At 54.2% G+C, this 16,587-nt stretch carries 17 protein-coding genes; 8 read left to right on the forward strand and 9 right to left on the reverse strand.

Annotated features, from left to right (window positions below; genetic code table 11):
• Nucleotides 1–8: 8 nt before the first annotated feature.
• Nucleotides 9–437: a 50S ribosomal protein L13 gene (gene rplM, locus ACTJJI_RS15650; protein WP_013098967.1), complete on the reverse strand. Its 429-nt coding sequence runs from the start codon at nt 435–437 to the stop codon at nt 9–11.
• Between the two features lie 289 nt (nt 438–726).
• On the reverse strand, nt 727–1,851 hold the full coding sequence (gene zapE, locus ACTJJI_RS15655) for a cell division protein ZapE (RefSeq protein WP_047361184.1): 1,125 nt from the start codon (nt 1,849–1,851) through the stop codon (nt 727–729).
• Nucleotides 1,852–2,040: 189 nt separating this feature from the next.
• On the opposite strand from zapE, the gene zapG reads away from it, so the two are divergent.
• The 3 genes from zapG (at nt 2,041) to degS (ending at nt 5,140) form a co-directional block, all read left to right on the forward strand.
• Nucleotides 2,041–2,439: a Z-ring associated protein ZapG gene (gene zapG, locus ACTJJI_RS15660; RefSeq protein ID WP_008502832.1), complete on the forward strand. Its 399-nt coding sequence runs from the start codon at nt 2,041–2,043 to the stop codon at nt 2,437–2,439.
• Between the two features lie 172 nt (nt 2,440–2,611).
• Nucleotides 2,612–3,979 carry a serine endoprotease DegQ gene (gene degQ / locus ACTJJI_RS15665; RefSeq protein ID WP_014833478.1) on the forward strand — a complete coding sequence of 456 codons (1,368 nt, stop codon included), beginning with the start codon at nt 2,612–2,614 and terminating at the stop codon, nt 3,977–3,979.
• A gap of 93 nt (nt 3,980–4,072) precedes the next feature.
• Nucleotides 4,073–5,140: an outer membrane-stress sensor serine endopeptidase DegS gene (gene degS, locus ACTJJI_RS15670; protein WP_046889017.1), complete on the forward strand. Its 1,068-nt coding sequence runs from the start codon at nt 4,073–4,075 to the stop codon at nt 5,138–5,140.
• 90 nt (nt 5,141–5,230) lie between these two features.
• Here the strand turns inward: degS and mdh are convergent, their stop codons facing one another.
• On the reverse strand, nt 5,231–6,169 hold the full coding sequence (gene mdh, locus ACTJJI_RS15675; protein WP_046889016.1) for a malate dehydrogenase: 939 nt from the start codon (nt 6,167–6,169) through the stop codon (nt 5,231–5,233).
• Between the two features lie 397 nt (nt 6,170–6,566).
• Between mdh and argR the strand changes: the two genes are divergently transcribed.
• The 3 genes from argR to yhcN (ACTJJI_RS15690) all read left to right on the forward strand — a co-directional run bounded on the left by argR (nt 6,567) and on the right by yhcN (ACTJJI_RS15690) (nt 8,054).
• Nucleotides 6,567–7,037, forward strand: a complete 471-nt coding sequence (gene argR, locus ACTJJI_RS15680) for a transcriptional regulator ArgR (protein ID WP_013098972.1) — start codon at nt 6,567–6,569, stop codon at nt 7,035–7,037.
• A gap of 377 nt (nt 7,038–7,414) precedes the next feature.
• Entirely contained in the window at nt 7,415–7,678 is a 264-nt protein-coding gene (yhcN, locus tag ACTJJI_RS15685; RefSeq protein WP_014833481.1) for a peroxide/acid stress response protein YhcN, read from the forward strand.
• 109 nt (nt 7,679–7,787) lie between these two features.
• Nucleotides 7,788–8,054 (forward strand): peroxide/acid stress response protein YhcN, encoded by a 267-nt coding sequence (gene yhcN / locus ACTJJI_RS15690; protein ID WP_014833482.1) that lies wholly within the window; start codon nt 7,788–7,790, stop codon nt 8,052–8,054.
• 65 nt (nt 8,055–8,119) lie between these two features.
• Here the strand turns inward: yhcN (ACTJJI_RS15690) and ACTJJI_RS15695 are convergent, their stop codons facing one another.
• From ACTJJI_RS15695 to aaeX, 5 genes are all read right to left on the reverse strand, one after another.
• Nucleotides 8,120–8,392, reverse strand: a complete 273-nt coding sequence (locus ACTJJI_RS15695) for a barstar family protein (RefSeq protein WP_440654737.1) — start codon at nt 8,390–8,392, stop codon at nt 8,120–8,122.
• A gap of 45 nt (nt 8,393–8,437) precedes the next feature.
• A complete protein-coding gene (locus ACTJJI_RS15700; RefSeq protein ID WP_014833484.1) occupies nt 8,438–9,892 on the reverse strand; it encodes an NAD-dependent succinate-semialdehyde dehydrogenase in 1,455 nt (484 codons plus the stop codon).
• An 88-nt stretch (nt 9,893–9,980) separates the two neighbouring features.
• Entirely contained in the window at nt 9,981–11,948 is a 1,968-nt protein-coding gene (gene aaeB, locus ACTJJI_RS15705; protein WP_014833485.1) for a p-hydroxybenzoic acid efflux pump subunit AaeB, read from the reverse strand.
• 5 nt (nt 11,949–11,953) lie between these two features.
• Nucleotides 11,954–12,886, reverse strand: a complete 933-nt coding sequence (aaeA, locus tag ACTJJI_RS15710; RefSeq protein WP_013098978.1) for a p-hydroxybenzoic acid efflux pump subunit AaeA — start codon at nt 12,884–12,886, stop codon at nt 11,954–11,956.
• Nucleotides 12,887–12,893: 7 nt separating this feature from the next.
• Nucleotides 12,894–13,097, reverse strand: coding sequence for a p-hydroxybenzoic acid efflux pump operon protein AaeX (gene aaeX / locus ACTJJI_RS15715; RefSeq protein WP_003860416.1), 204 nt, complete (start codon nt 13,095–13,097; stop codon nt 12,894–12,896).
• A gap of 178 nt (nt 13,098–13,275) precedes the next feature.
• On the opposite strand from aaeX, the gene aaeR reads away from it, so the two are divergent.
• Both aaeR and ACTJJI_RS15725 read left to right on the forward strand, forming a co-directional pair.
• Nucleotides 13,276–14,202 carry an HTH-type transcriptional activator AaeR gene (gene aaeR, locus ACTJJI_RS15720; RefSeq protein WP_014833486.1) on the forward strand — a complete coding sequence of 309 codons (927 nt, stop codon included), beginning with the start codon at nt 13,276–13,278 and terminating at the stop codon, nt 14,200–14,202.
• Nucleotides 14,203–14,420: 218 nt separating this feature from the next.
• Nucleotides 14,421–15,035, forward strand: coding sequence for a YagU family protein (locus tag ACTJJI_RS15725; protein WP_014833487.1), 615 nt, complete (start codon nt 14,421–14,423; stop codon nt 15,033–15,035).
• 49 nt (nt 15,036–15,084) lie between these two features.
• Here the strand turns inward: ACTJJI_RS15725 and tldD are convergent, their stop codons facing one another.
• Nucleotides 15,085–16,530 (reverse strand): metalloprotease TldD, encoded by a 1,446-nt coding sequence (tldD, locus tag ACTJJI_RS15730; RefSeq protein WP_046889012.1) that lies wholly within the window; start codon nt 16,528–16,530, stop codon nt 15,085–15,087.
• Nucleotides 16,531–16,587 lie beyond the last annotated feature (57 nt).

Below are 16,587 nucleotides of genomic sequence, written 5' to 3' on the forward strand. Positions count from 1 at the left end.
AATCCCGATTAGATGTCAAGAACTTGCGGTTGCTGTGCCGCGTGGTTGTGCTCGTTACCTGCGTAAACTTTCAGTTTACGGAACATAGCACGACCCAGCGGGCCTTTTGGCAGCATGCCTTTAACCGCGATTTCAATCACACGCTCAGGACGGCGAGCAATCATCTCTTCAAAGGTCGCTTCTTTGATACCACCGATGTGGCCAGTGTGGTGGTAGTACATTTTGTCTTCGCGCTTGTTGCCGGTTACAGCAACTTTTTCTGCGTTCAGAACGATGATGTAGTCACCAGTATCAACGTGCGGAGTGTATTCCGCTTTGTGCTTACCGCGCAGGCGACGAGCCAGTTCAGTAGCCAGACGGCCCAGAGTTTTACCGGTCGCGTCAACAACATACCAGTCGCGTTGTACGGTTTCTGGTTTAGCTGTAAAAGTTTTCATTAAAAGCTTACCCAAATAATAAGTTACACGTTGGTGAACACCCAAACGTTTAGTCAGTTGAGGTTCACACGACAAAGTCCGGCAAACCTACCCCTTCGAATAGCTCATGCCGACACATAGAAAGTTTCGGGAAAAAAACCTTCTCGTAACGTGGGGTCGCAAGATTATAGAGAAGTTGAGGTCAAAGATCGACCCTTAAATGTGATTTGGAATGGGTTTTTCGGGGGGCGAGTTTTTGCGGTCCGGTGCCCTCACCCCCAGCCCCTTTCCCACGGGGAGAGGGTAGCATTTAAGGCATATGCTCCAGCTTCAGATACTCCTCGCTCTGCATCTCCTGCAGGCGCGACAGGCAGCGCTGGAACTCGAACTTCAGACGTTCCCCCTGATACACCTCATATAAAGGTACCTCAGCGCTCACCACCAGCTTGACGTGGCGCTCGTAAAACTCGTCCACCAGCGCAATGAAGCGCCGCGCTTCGCTCTCCATCAACCGTGTCATGACGGGGACATCCAGCAGCATCACCGTGTGGAACAGGCGCGAAAGGGCGATGTAGTCGTGCTGGCTGCGGGCATCGACGCAGAGCGTAGAGAAAGAGACCGCCAGCGTTTGATTTTCCACGCCAAGCGTTGGCAACGGACGATGGTTAATCTCCAGCGTCGGCGCGTTTTCGCGCTTTGCCCCGGCCAGCGCCAGCCAGAGTTTATCCATCTGGCGGGTAGTCTCTGCGTTCAGCGGCGAGAGCCACAGGTGCGCCTGGGTCAGCGTGCGCAAACGGTAATCCACGCCCGCATCAACGTTCATAATGTCACAATGTTGTTTGATGGCATCAATGGCAGGCAGGAAACGCGCCCGTTGGAGGCCGTTACGATACAGCTCATCCGGCGGAATATTCGAGGTGGCGATCAGCGTGATCCCGCGGGCAAACAGCGCTTTCATCAGGCCGCCCAACAGCATGGCATCGGTAATATCCGAAACAAAAAACTCATCGAAACAGAGGACGTCCGTTTCAGCCTTAAACCTGTCAGCCACAATCTCCAGCGGATCGCTTTTGCCCTGCAGCGCCGTCAGCTCTTCATGCACCCGCAGCATAAAGCGGTGGAAGTGCAGACGCTGTTTTCGCTCACCCGGCAGGCTCTGATAAAAGAGATCCATCAGCCAGGTTTTCCCGCGCCCGACCCCCCCCCACATATATAAACCGCGCACGGGAGGGTTAGCCTGCTGCTCTTTTTTGCCAAGCAGCCGACCCAATGCCGCCTTCAGCCCACCGCTCTGCCCTGCCTCAGCAGGTTTTGCCGTGAGTTCCTGATAAATCGTATCCAGACGGTTAACCGCTTCACGTTGAACGTCATCCGGCTGATGTGAGCCCTCGTCCAGGGCCAGTTGATATCGCGATGCGGGGGACAGGTTTTGCATAATCTTGTTGTTATTCCTTCAATTAAACCTCATCAGCAGGCGTGACTGATGAAAAAAAGGCCGTTCTACACTACGCGATGATACGTCAGGATTCCACTTCTGCAGAAATAGCGGTTATAGTGGCAATATCAGGCACAGGCAGGAGCCGAGCCAACACCCTACGGAACAACAAGACAACGGGAGAAGTTCATGACCTGGGAATATGCGCTAATCGGTTTAGTCGTCGGCATCGTGATCGGTGCTGTGGCCATGCGTTTCGGTAATCGCAAATTGCGTCAGCAGCAGTCACTGCAATACGAACTGGAAAAGAACAAAGCCGAGCTGGAAGAGTATCGCGAAGAGCTGGTCAGCCACTTTGCCCGTAGCGCCGAGCTGCTGGACAACATGGCAACCGACTATCGCCAGCTGTATCAACACATGGCAAAAAGCTCCAGCAGCCTGCTGCCGGAAATGACCGCGGAAACCAACCCGTTCCGCAACCGTCTGGCAGACTCTGAAGCCGGTAACGATCAGGCCCCTGTTCAGATGCCTCGCGACTATTCTGATGGCGCATCCGGCCTGCTGCGCGGTGGTGTAAAACGCGATTAATCGCACAACCTGAATTTATTTTACGGGCGCAGCGATTGCGCCCGTCCTTTCTTCCTGACCCCAGCTATTATTTAGTTAAACACCTCATTGTTCAGCGGTTTAAAATTCAATAACATCAACATGTTTTTGGGCCCGTTTTTTCCTTTACTCCAGGTTACGAGAGTCAGCATCGATGAAGAAAAAGAACCAGCTGTTGAGCGCGTTAGCGTTAAGTGTCGGGTTATCTCTCTCGGCGTCCTTCCCTGCCCTGGCCGCCCTTCCTTCGCAGGTGCCGGGCCAGACGGCTATTCCGAGCCTCGCCCCCATGCTGGACAAAGTGTTGCCTGCAGTGGTTAGCGTGCAGGTAGAGGGAACGGCAGTACAAAGCCAGCGCGTACCTGAAGAACTGAAAAAATATTTTGGCGATGAGTCTCCCGACCAGCAGGCTCAGCCTTTTGAAGGGCTGGGGTCTGGCGTCATTATTGATGCGGCCAAAGGCTATATTCTGACCAACAACCACGTCATCAGTCAGGCCGATAAAATCAGCGTGCAGTTGAATGATGGCCGGGAATTTGATGCCAAACTGATTGGTGGCGATGATCAGAGCGATATTGCGCTTTTGCAGGTGCAGAACCCGAGCAACCTGACGCAGATTGCCATCGCAGACTCCGACAAACTGCGCGTCGGCGACTTTGCCGTTGCCGTGGGTAACCCCTTTGGTTTAGGACAAACCGCCACCTCCGGGATCATCTCTGCGCTGGGCCGCAGCGGTCTGAACCTGGAAGGGCTGGAAAACTTTATCCAGACCGACGCCTCAATTAACCGCGGTAACTCCGGCGGTGCGCTGCTGAACCTTAACGGTGAGCTGATTGGCATTAACACGGCAATTCTGGCCCCGGGCGGCGGCAGTATCGGGATTGGTTTTGCTATCCCCAGCAACATGGCCAAAACGCTGGCACAACAGCTTATCCAGTTTGGCGAAGTCAAACGCGGGCTGTTGGGTATTAAAGGGATGGAGATGAGCGCCGATATCGCAAAAGCGTTCAATATCAACGTGCAGCGCGGTGCGTTCGTCAGTGAAGTGCTGCCAAACTCCGGCTCGGCCAAAGCGGGCATTAAATCGGGCGATGTGATCGTCAGCCTGAATGACAAGCCGCTGAGCAGCTTTGCAGAGCTGCGTTCACGAATCGCCACCACTGAACCGGGCGCCAAAGTGAAATTGGGTCTGATTCGTGACGGCAAGCCGCTGAACGTGGAAGTAACCCTGGATAAGAGCACATCCTCCTCTGCCAGCGCGGAGCTAATCGCACCGGCACTGCAGGGCGCGACCCTTAGCGACGGACAACTGAAAGACGGGACAAAAGGCATCAGCATCGATACCGTCGAGAAAAGCAGCCCTGCCGCACAGGCAGGATTGCATCAGGATGATGTGATCATCGGCGTGAATCGCACGCGCGTGCAATCCATTGCTGAGCTGCGCAAAGTGCTGGAAAGTAAACCAACGGTCATTGCCCTGCAAATCATGCGCGGCAACGAGTCTATCTATATTCTGTTGCGCTAAGCATTTGCGATCCCGGGTATCACCGCTGCGTGTGATGTCCGGGATAACTCATGTTATGCTGCAAATCGTTCCTTTTTTAACGACACGCGCATCATGCTTTTAAAGCTCTTTCGTTCAATTGCCATCGGTTTGATTGTTGCAGCCCTGCTGTTAGCGGCCATGCCGTCTTTACGCCAGTTCAACAAGCTGTCGGCGCCCCAGTTTGACAGCACGGATGAAACGCCTGCTACCTATAATCAGGCTGTTCGCCGTGCCGCACCCGCTGTGGTTAACGTCTATAATCGCGGCCTCAACAGTTCCGCCCATAACCAGCTGGAGATCCGCACCCTCGGCTCCGGCGTGATTATGGACGATCGCGGGTACATTATTACCAACAAACATGTGATTAACGATGCGGACCAGATCATCGTTGCGCTTCAGGATGGCCGCGTGTTTGAGGCCTTGCTGGTGGGTTCTGACAGCCTGACCGATCTGGCGGTACTGAAGATCAACGCCACCGGCGGGCTGCCGGTTATTCCGATTAACCGTAAACGTACTCCTCATATTGGCGACGTGGTTCTGGCTATCGGTAACCCTTACAACCTGGGCCAGACCATCACCCAGGGTATCATCAGCGCCACCGGTCGAATCGGTCTGAATCCATCGGGACGGCAGAACTTCCTGCAAACCGATGCCTCCATCAACCACGGAAACTCCGGCGGTGCGCTGGTCAACTCCCTGGGCGAGCTGATGGGCATCAACACCCTTTCGTTCGATAAAAGTAACGATGGCGAAACGCCGGAAGGGATTGGCTTTGCCATTCCGTTCCAGTTGGCTACCAAGATTATGGATAAGCTGATCCGCGACGGCCGTGTCATCCGCGGTTATATCGGGATTGGCGGTCGTGAGATTGCCCCCATGCATACCCAGGGTGGCGGTATCGATCAGATTCAGGGGATTGTGGTCAACGAGGTGGCGCCTGGCGGCCCGGCAGCTAACGCGGGTATTCAGGTTAATGATGTCATTTTGTCGGTGAACGGCACACCGGCGGTATCGGCGCTGGAGACAATGGACCAGGTTGCGGAGATCCGCCCTGGCTCTATCATCCCTGTTGAAGTCATGCGTAACGATAAGAAGCTGACGATTCAGGTCACCATTCAGGAATACCCGGCCACCAACTGACAGCCATAAAAAAACCGAAGCCAGCCAGTGCTTCGGTTTTTTTTGCCGGGTGGCGCTAACGCTTACCCGGCCTGCGGAAGAAGGTTCGTGTTACTTGTTAACGAACTCTTCGCCCAGGGTGATATCTTTTTTCAGCGTATCCAGCATGCCTTCCATCGCGTGTTGTTCAAACGCGCTCAGCGTGCCAATTGGCTTACGTTCTTCAATACCGTTTTTACCCAGCAGCAGCGGCTGAGAGAAGAAGCGCGCGTGTTCGCCATCGCCTTCTACATAAGCGCATTCAACCACGCCCTTCTCGCCCTGCAGCGCACGAACCAGTGACAGACCGAAACGTGCAGCCGCCTGGCCCATAGACAGTGTTGCAGAACCGCCACCCGCCTTCGCTTCCACCACTTCGGTGCCTGCGTTCTGAATACGTTTGGTCAGGTCAGCCACTTCCTGCTCGGTGAAGCTCACGCCAGGGATCTGCGACAGCAGAGGCAGAATAGTGACACCAGAGTGACCGCCGATGACCGGCACTTCCACTTCCGTAGGCTGCTTGCCTTTCAGCTCAGCAACGAAGGTGTTAGAACGGATGATATCCAGCGTGGTCACGCCGAACAGTTTGTTCTTGTCGTAAACACCCGCTTTCTTCAGCACTTCCGCCGCGATAGCGACCGTGGTGTTCACCGGGTTGGTGATGATACCGATGCACGCTTTCGGACAAACTTCAGCGATCTGCTGCACCAGGTTTTTCACGATGCCTGCGTTGACGTTGAACAGGTCTGAACGATCCATGCCTGGCTTACGCGCCACACCAGCGGAGATCAGCACAACGTCAGCACCCTGCAGCGCAGGACGCGCGTCTTCACCGGAAAAGCCTTTGATTTTTACAGCTGTCGGGATGTGGCTCAGGTCAACCGCCACACCTGGGGTTACCGGAGCAATATCGTACAGGGAGAGTTCTGAGCCTGAAGGCAGTTGGGTTTTCAGTAGTAGGGCAAGCGCCTGGCCGATACCACCAGCAGCGCCGAGGACTGCGACTTTCATCCTAAACTCCTTATTATGGTTAACTTAAGTATCTGTAAATCCGTTGCGGCGACCTTAATTCAGCAGGTAATTAATTACAATTTTCGTAGCTAAAGAATTTGAGGTCACGCGACTTTATCTCTCACCAGAAGACTCTCTGACAACAGACGGCAACGAATTAAGAGGTGGTTACAATACACCCTGCCACGCCACCAAAACAACATCATTTTGATAACATTTAATTTACTTTTAAGCTTATTTGCGTGGCGTGACCCAGGCATGTTTTCTGATAACGAAATCTGATAAAATCACTCCCTTTCATAACATTATTTCAGGCTACTGCCTGGTAGATAATTTGCATAAAAATTCATCCACATGCATAATAATGTTGTTTCTATCGTCATATTCCGGGTGACTTATGCGAAGCTCGTCTAAGCAAGAAGAATTAGTAAAGGCGTTTAAAGCGCTACTCAAAGAAGAGAAATTCAGTTCTCAGGGAGAAATTGTTCAGGCGTTGCAGGAACAAGGCTTCGATAACATCAACCAGTCGAAAGTCTCCCGCATGTTAACCAAGTTTGGCGCGGTGCGTACCCGTAACGCCAAAATGGAGATGGTCTATTGCCTGCCGGCTGAACTTGGCGTGCCGACAACCTCCAGCCCACTGAAGAACCTGGTTCTGGATATCGACCATAACGACGCCGTTGTGGTGATCCACACAAGCCCTGGCGCCGCACAGCTGATTGCCCGCATGCTGGACTCTTTAGGTAAAACGGAAGGTATCCTCGGCACCATCGCCGGTGACGACACCATCTTTACCACGCCGGCTAACGGTTTTTCCGTGAAAGATCTCCACGAGGCAATCCTGGTTCTGTTCGAACAGGAGCTGTAGTCCTCTCTAGCCCCGTAGCGCCGCTACGGGGTTCATTCTGCCCCCGCTGCGTTTTCCCCTGCTTTCTTCTGTCCCTGATTTGACAAATAGTGCTTTTTACCACCCATTAACATTCATCCAGTGAATGGTAAATCAAAAAATCGCACAAAAAATCAAAATCAAATATCCATATGATTTTCTTAGATATAGCTCATCAATGCGAACAAAAATCGACCAACATTATGCAGTTTGGTTATAAAAATGGCGCTGTTTAACGCGTAATTTCCTGTGAAACAATTAGTCTGGTATTAATTTTTACCGTTATTAGTGTATACTTGATTTTGTGATGAGGGTCACGAAACAAAGACCCCTCTAAAAATTCGACGAGGTAAAGAATCATGAAAATCAAAACTACTGTAGCGGCGCTGAGCGTCCTGTCTGTCCTGTCATTCGGTGCTTTCGCAGCGGACTCCATCAATGCCGACCAGGCGCAATCCCGTGAGGCTATCGGTACGGTTTCTGTCGGCGCGATCGGCACGTCTCCAATGGATATGCGTGAAATGCTGAACAAAAAAGCGGAAGAACAGGGTGCATCATCCTATCGCATCATTGAAGCGCGTTCAGGTGACCACTGGCACGCGACCGCTGAGCTGTACAAATAAGTTTTAGTAATAGCAAAAGACGAAAATCTCCACTCAACGGCACCAGGCATAAAAATAGCAGTTCAACCCTTCTTGCCGTTGAGCAAAAACCTCTTCAGGAGCAAAGACTATGAAAAGCAAATTAATCATCGCAACCCTCGGTCTGGCATCGGTTCTCTCTTTCGGTGCAAGCGCAGCCGTTCAGCAGGTGAATGCCGACCAGGCGCAGAATCTGCAGTCTATGGGTAGTATCTCCGTGACATCTGTCACCGGCTCTCCGATGGATATCCGTCAGGAACTGGCCGCAAAAGCTGAAAAAGCAGGCGCCAGCAGCTATCGCGTCACCGAACTGAATCAGGGTGACCACTGGCATGCGACGGCAGAACTGTATAAATAAACCCTCGTCGTATCTCATCATACGACTTGCCCCTGGCCTCGCTGGTTAGGGGCTTTTTTGATTAATCACTGGCGCGCGTTGAAACGCAACTGCCCTTCCAGCTCTTCTTCCGCTTCATCAAACAATAAAATCAGTGCACCAAAGCGTCTGCGCAGTTTCTCAGGCAGATGGATAAACTCTAGCTCCAGCGGTAAAGGCAACTGACTGCCGGTTACCACATCCCACAACGTATCCAGATTCGTGACGCTTTCCCGTTCAAGATCAAACACCCGGATAAATTCACGATAGAAGTCTTCCTGACTGTCGATCTCGTCAAAATCAAAGGTATAGGTTTTCATTGCCAGCCACCCAGTCCAGGCGAGCGGCAGATGCCGCCCTGTCTATTATAATCCGCCGATATGCAGGGTTTTGACTTCCAGATACTCTTCCAGCCCCAGCACGGACCCTTCACGGCCCAGGCCAGACTCTTTTACTCCTCCGAAGGGGCCAAGCTCCGTGGAGACGGCGCACTCGTTAATCCCGATCATCCCGCTTTCGATCGCCTGCGACACACGGAACACCCGCGACAGATTCTGAGTATAGAAGTAAGCCGCCAGACCATATGGCGTGTTGTTGGCACGCTGGATGACTTCATCTTCAGAAGTGAAACGGAAGCAGGCTGCAACGGGACCAAACGTCTCTTCTTCTGCCAGTTTCATGCCTTCATGACAGTCGCCCAGCACGGTGGGCATCCAGAAATTGCCGCCAAGCGGGTGCGGTTTGCCGCCCGCCAGGACCGTTGCTCCACGGGCAACCGCATCCTCAACGTGCTCACGCACTTTGTTCACTGCGGAGGGTTCAATCAGCGGGCCTACGACCACACCGTCCTCCAGACCATTTCCCACCTTCAGCGCGTTCACCGCATCGGCCAGTTTGTTCACAAACTTGTCGTAGACGGTTTCCTGAATATAGAAGCGGTTAACGCTGACGCAGACTTGTCCAGCATTACGGAATTTGTTGGCGATTGCCCCTTTGACGGCAGCATCGATGTCCGCATCCTCAAACACGATATACGGGGCATTTCCCCCCAGCTCCATAGAGACTTTTTTCATGGTCTCCGCGGCGTTACGCACCAGCGTTTTGCCGACGGAAGTGGAGCCGGTAAACGAGATTTTACGCACCTCATGGCTCGCCATAATCGCGTCGCTGATCTCATGCGTATTACCTGCCACGGCGTTGAGCACCCCATCCGGCACACCGGCCTGTTTCGCCAGCGTGAGGAGCGCAAAGGCGCTGAGTGGGGTGTTATTGGCCGGTTTAATCACCCCGGTACAGCCCGCAGCAAGTGCCGGACCTAGTTTGCGGGTGAGCATGGCCATCGGGAAGTTCCACGGCGTGATCGCTGCCACCACGCCAACAGGTTCACGGGTAGCCAGAATGCGGGACCCCGGCTTGATCGGCGGAATAATTTCACCGTTAGCGCGCTTGGCCTCTTCGGCAAACCACTGAATAAAACTGGCGGCGTACTCCACCTCACCTTCGGCTTCTTTCAGGGGTTTGCCCTGTTCGGTGGTCATTAACCGACCAAGCCAGCTTTTGTGCTCAATAATCAGTTCGTACCAGCGATAGAGGATAGTCGAGCGCTCTTTCGCGGTTTTGGCTCGCCATGCCGGGAAGGCTTTCACGGCAGCAGCAATAGCTTCTTCGGTTTCTGCTTTACCCGCTTTCGCCACTCTGGCGATAACGTCACCGGTAGCCGGGTTCAACACATCAAAGGTCGTATCCAGCGTCTTCCAAATGCCGTTGACCAGATAACCGGTCTGAAAAAGGATGTTGTCCTGAAGCGCCTGGGTCGTCATGTGTCCTCCCTTTCTGAATGTAAGAGACTGCAGCAATAAGTATAGCTACAAAAAACCGACGCTTTTGGCGTCGGTTTTTTTACTTCAGTCAGTTATCCGTCAGGACGTTCTGGTAGCGGTGCAGCATAAGCACCAGCCGTCCTACCGGCTCTGTCACCTGAGGAGGCGCTTCCCAGACCCTGAGCTTCTCCTGGTAGACATCCAGCTCTTCCAGCAGTTGCTTAAAGTAGCGGCGCCGTTTGTCATCACTGGAGGCGGAAAGCACATGGTCGGCGGTGCGGCGCAACTGGCGATGGAAAGCCGACAAATCGTCGTTGATCGGCACCGGGGCGTTGCGCAGACGCTGGTGCGCAATGATCATTGTTAACGCCAGACGAAAACGGGCAATGTCGCCGGGGAATTTATTCAGCAGTAAAAACAGCTGCTGATAGAGCGCCGGTAGGTGGTTCTCTTTACGGCGCGCAGTGTTGGTGGTCATGGACGAAACCGCGGCCGAGACGAACTGGTTCAGCAGCACGCGACCCGTCCGTGCCTGCGAATTATCGCGCACCAGCAGGATCACCATCATCGCCAGGAAACAGCCCACCAGCTGACCCAACGCGCTGTCGAGGAACTGGCTGAAATGAAACGTCATCGGGTTATCGAGCACCAGAATGTTAATGGTACTGGCGAGAGCACCCAGCGATCCCAGACGGCGCTTCTGCACTTCGATCCCGATAAAGAACGCCATCACCGCGAGACTGATACAGAGCAGCAACATGCTCTGCTGCGTGGACGGGAGGATCACCAGGAAATAGAGCGCACCAATGGGCAGCGCGGCTATCGTCCCGTACAGGAAATCGATGGCGACCATACGCGGGTTGGGCAGACGCATTGCCAGCGCCGTGACAACGGCAATCATGACCATCGCGCCACTGCCGGAGGTCCAGCCGGTCCAAAGCCAGAACAGCGTACCGAGCATACAGGCCAGCGTGGTACGCCAGAAGTTGACCATTGCGTGATGGCGTTCAGCCGATTCCGCCTTGATCACCACTTCCCCCTGCAGGACCTCTTCTTCCGCGGCGCTGATTTTGGTATTGCCAATCACGCCGCGTTTCAGCAAGAGGTAGCGCGTCGCAGCGCCAACCCAGGTGTATATGGTCACTGGCGTGTCGCGCTCTCCGGTCCAGGCAATGACCCGGCGCATGCGTTTGAGCTGCTTATGCACGTCCTGCACCGTTTCCACCGGCTCGGCAAACAGTTCGCGGAAGGTATCGGTGACCGATTCCGGACGAGTGTTCTGGATGAGGTAGGTTTCGCACGCCTGGGTAATCAGCGTTAAGGAGACGGTATTGATCGCTTTGAGTCGGCGGTTGGCGCGTGCCCAGCGCGAAGACTCCATGTTAAGGTTGCTGCGCATTCCTTCCAGGGCCTGCGTACGGCGGACCAGTCCGCTCCACGCCTTGTCCACCTCTTCACTGTCACCGTGCTTAATGCACAGCTGCATCAGCTGGTACTGAGCGACAATCAGCGCGTCCAGCTCGCGATCCACTTCCTGTTTGATGGAGCGCGGGGAAAAAAGCAGGTCAGCGACAATTGCGCAGACGATACCAATCACGATCTCGCTACAGCGTTCCACAGCAAACTGCGGCGCGAGCAGCGGTTCGGTTTGAATGGTGATGACAATAATCAGCGCGGTATAACCCGCCAGCCCCCAGGCATAAGAGTTCTCTACTTTCACCAGCGAGGAGAGCCAGGTGCAGAAACCCGCCCAGATACAGCACACCAACACCATCAGCAGCGGTGTGCGGATCATCAGAATAATGATGGTGAGCGCGGCGATACAGCCGATAAACGTCCCGATGATACGCAGCATGCCGCGATAGCGGATCGCCCCGGAGTAGGGCTCACCGCCGGCCGCAAATGCCGGGCCAGCCGCGACAATCGCCGCCGTCAGCACCGCCCAGCGCGGGGTTTCCAGCTGGAAGTGAAAGCCGACAAACAGCGCCAGCACAATAGCACTCGCCAGCTTCACGGCGAAGCGAATGTGCTGACTGGCGATAGTAAAGATACCCATAGCGATTAACCAAATTCGCGCAGACGGTGGGCAATTTTACGGAAGATTGAGTCCTGGCTGGCGTCCCGATCTTTCTCACCGGTGATCACCACCGTCGCCGTCGTGCCAGCAGGCCACAGGTTGCCCTGCTGTTCGTCCAGATGAATACGTACCGGCACACGCTGGGCCAGACGCACCCACTCCAGGTTGGAATCGACGGTCGCCATCCCTTTTGCGTCGTTGGAGCTGCTGGAGTTGGTGACGCCAGCCGCGACGCTGTCGACGGTGCCTTTAAAGACGCGGTTGCTGCCAAGCGGCGTGATCTCTGCGCGATAGCCCGGACGAACGCCTTCCAGCTTGGTCTCTTCCATATAGGCAAGCACATAGAACGAGTTCTGTTTTACCAGCGCCACGGCGGTTGAACCGCGGGTAATAAACTCCCCGGCATAGACGTTAAGGTTAGTAACCCAACCATCGGCTGGCGCGCGGATCACGGTACGCTCCAGATCGAGCTTCGCCAGATCGCGCGTCGCCTGCGCTTTTGCCAGCTGATGCAGTACGGTTTGCAGCACGTTGTTGGACTGATCAATCTCTTCCCGGGACATCGCCTGGACACCCAGCTGGTTACGGCGGCCCGCCTCACGGCGTTTCTCTGCGGCCAGCGCCTGGTAATAGGCAACATCCGCTTCCGCTTCTTCCAGTGCTTTCTGGTAACGCGGCTGGTCGATGGTGAACAGCACCTGGTCTTTCTTCACCAGCTGGTTATCGTGGACGTTAACCGCGGTGATAAGACCGGCCACGTCGGGGGCGATCGCCACGACATCCGCGCTAAAACGCGCGTCACGTGTCCACGGTGATTCGGTGTAATAGACCCAGGCGCGAAAAATAGCGATGAACGCGAGGATAACCAGCGCCATGGTGATGGCGGTGCGGGAGATTTTTCTTGTTAGCGTTTTCACATCAACCTCAGACAAACATGCGCGATATCAGGTAGAACAGGCAGCAATACAGCGCGGTATTGAACAATGCAGGGTGCCAGACGAAATCGTAGATCCCGGTAGGAACCAGCACCTTGCGCACCAGCCAGAAGATCGCCAGTGATAAAAGAAGCTCGAAAAATATCGGTGGGAACGACAGACCGAACACCACGATAACGGGAAACAGACTCATGTTGACCTTGATAAGAGAGAGTGCAGGCTTCAGAATTTTTAGCGCACGCCATCGCAGGAGAGCAAGAAACGCCGGGCGAGAATGGCGCAGCCGTTATGTAATTAATAGTATATTAACGTAACTGTTATGCTGTTATCTATAATATGTGATCTAAATCACTTTTAAGCCAGAGTGAACAATGGAACGTTTAAAACGCATGTCGGTCTTCGCCAAAGTGGTTGAACTTGGCTCATTTACTGCTGCTGCCCGGCAGTTGCAGATGAGCGTCTCCTCCATCAGTCAGACGGTGTCAAAACTGGAAGATGAACTGCAGGTGAAATTGCTCAACCGCAGCACCCGCAGCATCGGGCTGACGGAAGCGGGTAAAATTTACTATCAGGGCTGTCGCCGCATGCTGCATGAAGTGCAGGATGTTCACGAACAGCTCTATGCCTTTAACAACACACCCATCGGGACCCTGCGGATCGGTTGTTCTTCAACTATGGCACAAAATGTTCTCGCCGCCATGACCGCCGAGATGCTGAAAGAATATCCGGGATTAACCGTGAATCTGGTCACGGGTATTCCTGCCCCGGACCTGATTGCCGATGGCCTGGATGTAGTGATCCGCGTCGGCGCACTGCAGGACTCCAGCCTCTTCTCCCGTCGACTCGGCAGCATGCCGATGGTGGTCTGCGCCTCAAAGAGCTATCTGGCACAGTACGGCGTGCCGGAGAAACCTGCCGATCTCGCCAACCACTCCTGGCTGGAGTACAGCGTCCGCCCCGATAATGAGTTTGAACTGATTGCCCCGGAAGGGATTTCTACCCGACTGCTGCCGGAAGGGCGGTTTGTCACCAACGATCCGATGACCATCTCGCGCTGGCTGGTGGCGGGCGCCGGGATCGCTTACGTACCGTTAATGTGGGTGATCAATGAGATCAACAGCGGCGTACTGGAGATCCTGTTCCCTCGCTACCAGTCCGATCCGCGTCCGGTGTATGCCCTGTATACCGAAAAAGACAAACTGCCGCTCAAAGTGCAGGTCTGTATCAACTATCTGACCGAGTATTTTGTGGACGTGGCAGAACTGTTTCAGGGAATGCGGGGACGCAGAAAAGAGTAATGAAATTATCCCGGAACGCCTTTCTGGCATGACAATGTCCGGGATAATATCCCTTGCATGGCGCAATTCCCCTCCCTCACTCTAAATAATAGTTAATTGACACCGTCGCCTTACGCCATTTATTTTGTGAGGAGCCTGAATCTCAGGCTGTTATATTTATGTTACCAATATGAATAATAAAATGTATTTCGCAGGATGACATTGAACAAGGAACAGAAATGAATATATTTGAACAAACACCGCCTTCACGCAGGCGCTATGGGCTAGCCGCATTCATTGGGTTGATCGCGGGGATTGTCTCCGCCTTTGTCAAATGGGGAGCCGAAGTTCCACTGCCGCCGCGCAGTCCCACAGATTTATTCACCGGCGCATGCGGGCCAGAGCAATTAATAAGAGCAGCAAGTCAGATTGATTGTTCCCGCAATTTCTTAAATCCTCCCTATATATTTCTGCGTGACTGGCTGGGTGTCGTCGATCCTAACGCAGCGGTTTACACCTTTGCCGGACATATTTTTAACTGGGTCGGCGTCACGCATATTATTTTTTCTATCGTCTTCGCCGTAGGTTATTGCGTAGTTGCGGAAGTCTTCCCGAAAATTAAACTCTGGCAAGGTTTGCTGGCGGGTGCGTTAGCGCAGCTTTTTGTCCATATGATCTCCTTCCCATTGATGGGACTGACGCCGCCGCTGTTTGAGCTGCCCTGGTACGAGCACGTCTCAGAGATCGTGGGCCATTTGATCTGGTTCTGGTCGATTGAAATTATTCGTCGTGATTTGCGTAACCGCATCACTCATGAGCCGGATCCGGAGATACCGCTGGGTCACTTGCGTTAAAAAAAAGGCGCTACCCCAGAGTAGCGCCATTTTTTTACAGGTCGTCAGGTCAGGCTGTACCGCCCACCGTCAGATTATCCACTTTCAGCGTTGGCTGACCCACACCCACCGGCAGGCTCTGCCCCTCTTTACCGCAGACACCCACGCCGTTATCCAGCTTGAGATCGTTACCGACCATGGAGATCTGCTGCATAGCTTCAATGCCGGAGCCAATCAGCGTCGCGCCTTTCACCGCTTTGGTCACTTTGCCTTTCTCGATCAGATAGGCTTCTGACGTGGAGAAGACGAATTTACCGGAGGTAATGTCCACCTGGCCGCCGCCAAAGTTTGGCGCAAAGATACCGTAATCAACGGATTCGATGATCTCCTGCGGCGTAGATTTGCCCGGCAGCATATAGGTGTTGGTCATACGTGGCATCGGCAGGTGCGCATAGGATTCACGACGGCCGTTACCGGTTGGCGCTACGCCCATCAGGCGCGCGTTCAGTTTGTCCTGCATGTAACCTTTCAGGACACCGTTTTCGATCAGCACGTTGTACTGGCCGGGTGTGCCTTCATCATCGATGGAGATAGAGCCACGACGGTCAGGCATGGTACCGTCATCCACCACGGTGCATAGCTCAGAGGAGACAAGCTGCCCCATCTGACCGCTGAATACGGACGTACCGCGCCGGTTAAAGTCCCCTTCCAGACCGTGTCCTACCGCTTCGTGCAACAGCACGCCTGGCCAGCCGGCACCCAGCACCACCGGGAATGACCCCGCCGGTGCCGCCACGGCAGAAAGATTCACCAGCGCCATGCGCACGGCTTCTTTTGCCCACGCGTCAGCGCGCGCTTCACCGTCGACGTCACCCAGGAACCAGTCATAGCCAAAACGACCGCCGCCACCACTTGAGCCGCGCTCGCGTTTACCGTTGTCATCGACCTGCACGCTGATAGAGAGGCGCACCAGCGGACGGACATCCGCCGCCAGCGTGCCGTCAGTGGCCGCAACCAGAATCAGTTCATAGACACCGCTCAGGCTGGCAGACACTTCCTGCACGCGTTTATCGGCAGCGCGCGCCACTTTATCCACGCGGCGCAGGATATCCAGCTTCTCTTCACGGCTCATGCTCTGCAGTGGGTCGATGCTGGTGTAGAGGGCAGAATGCTGCACCTCACCCAGCGTTTTCACACGCCCATCGCCAGCATCACGCACGATGGTACGCGCCGCCTGCGCGCTCTGCTCCAGCGCAGCCAGGCTTATCTGATCGGCGTAGGCAAAACCGGTTTTCTCGCCGCTGATGGCGCGCACACCCACGCCCTGGTCAATGTTGTAAGAACCATCTTTGATGATGCTGTCTTCTAAAACCCAGGATTCGTGATAGCTCGACTGGAAATAGAGATCGCCGTAGTCGAGACGGCGTTCGGTCAGTTGACCAAGAATGGAGAACAGGTCCTGATGGCTCAGGCCGTTCGCTGCGAGCAAATGTTCACTTACCAGGTTCAGACTCATCGTATTGCTACTCGTTCGTTGCCGCCCGTGGCGGTATAAAGATCGTATTTATTGAGA

Source organism: Enterobacter sp. 22466 (genome assembly GCF_052044775.1).
GTDB lineage: Bacteria > Pseudomonadota > Gammaproteobacteria > Enterobacterales > Enterobacteriaceae > Enterobacter > Enterobacter dissolvens.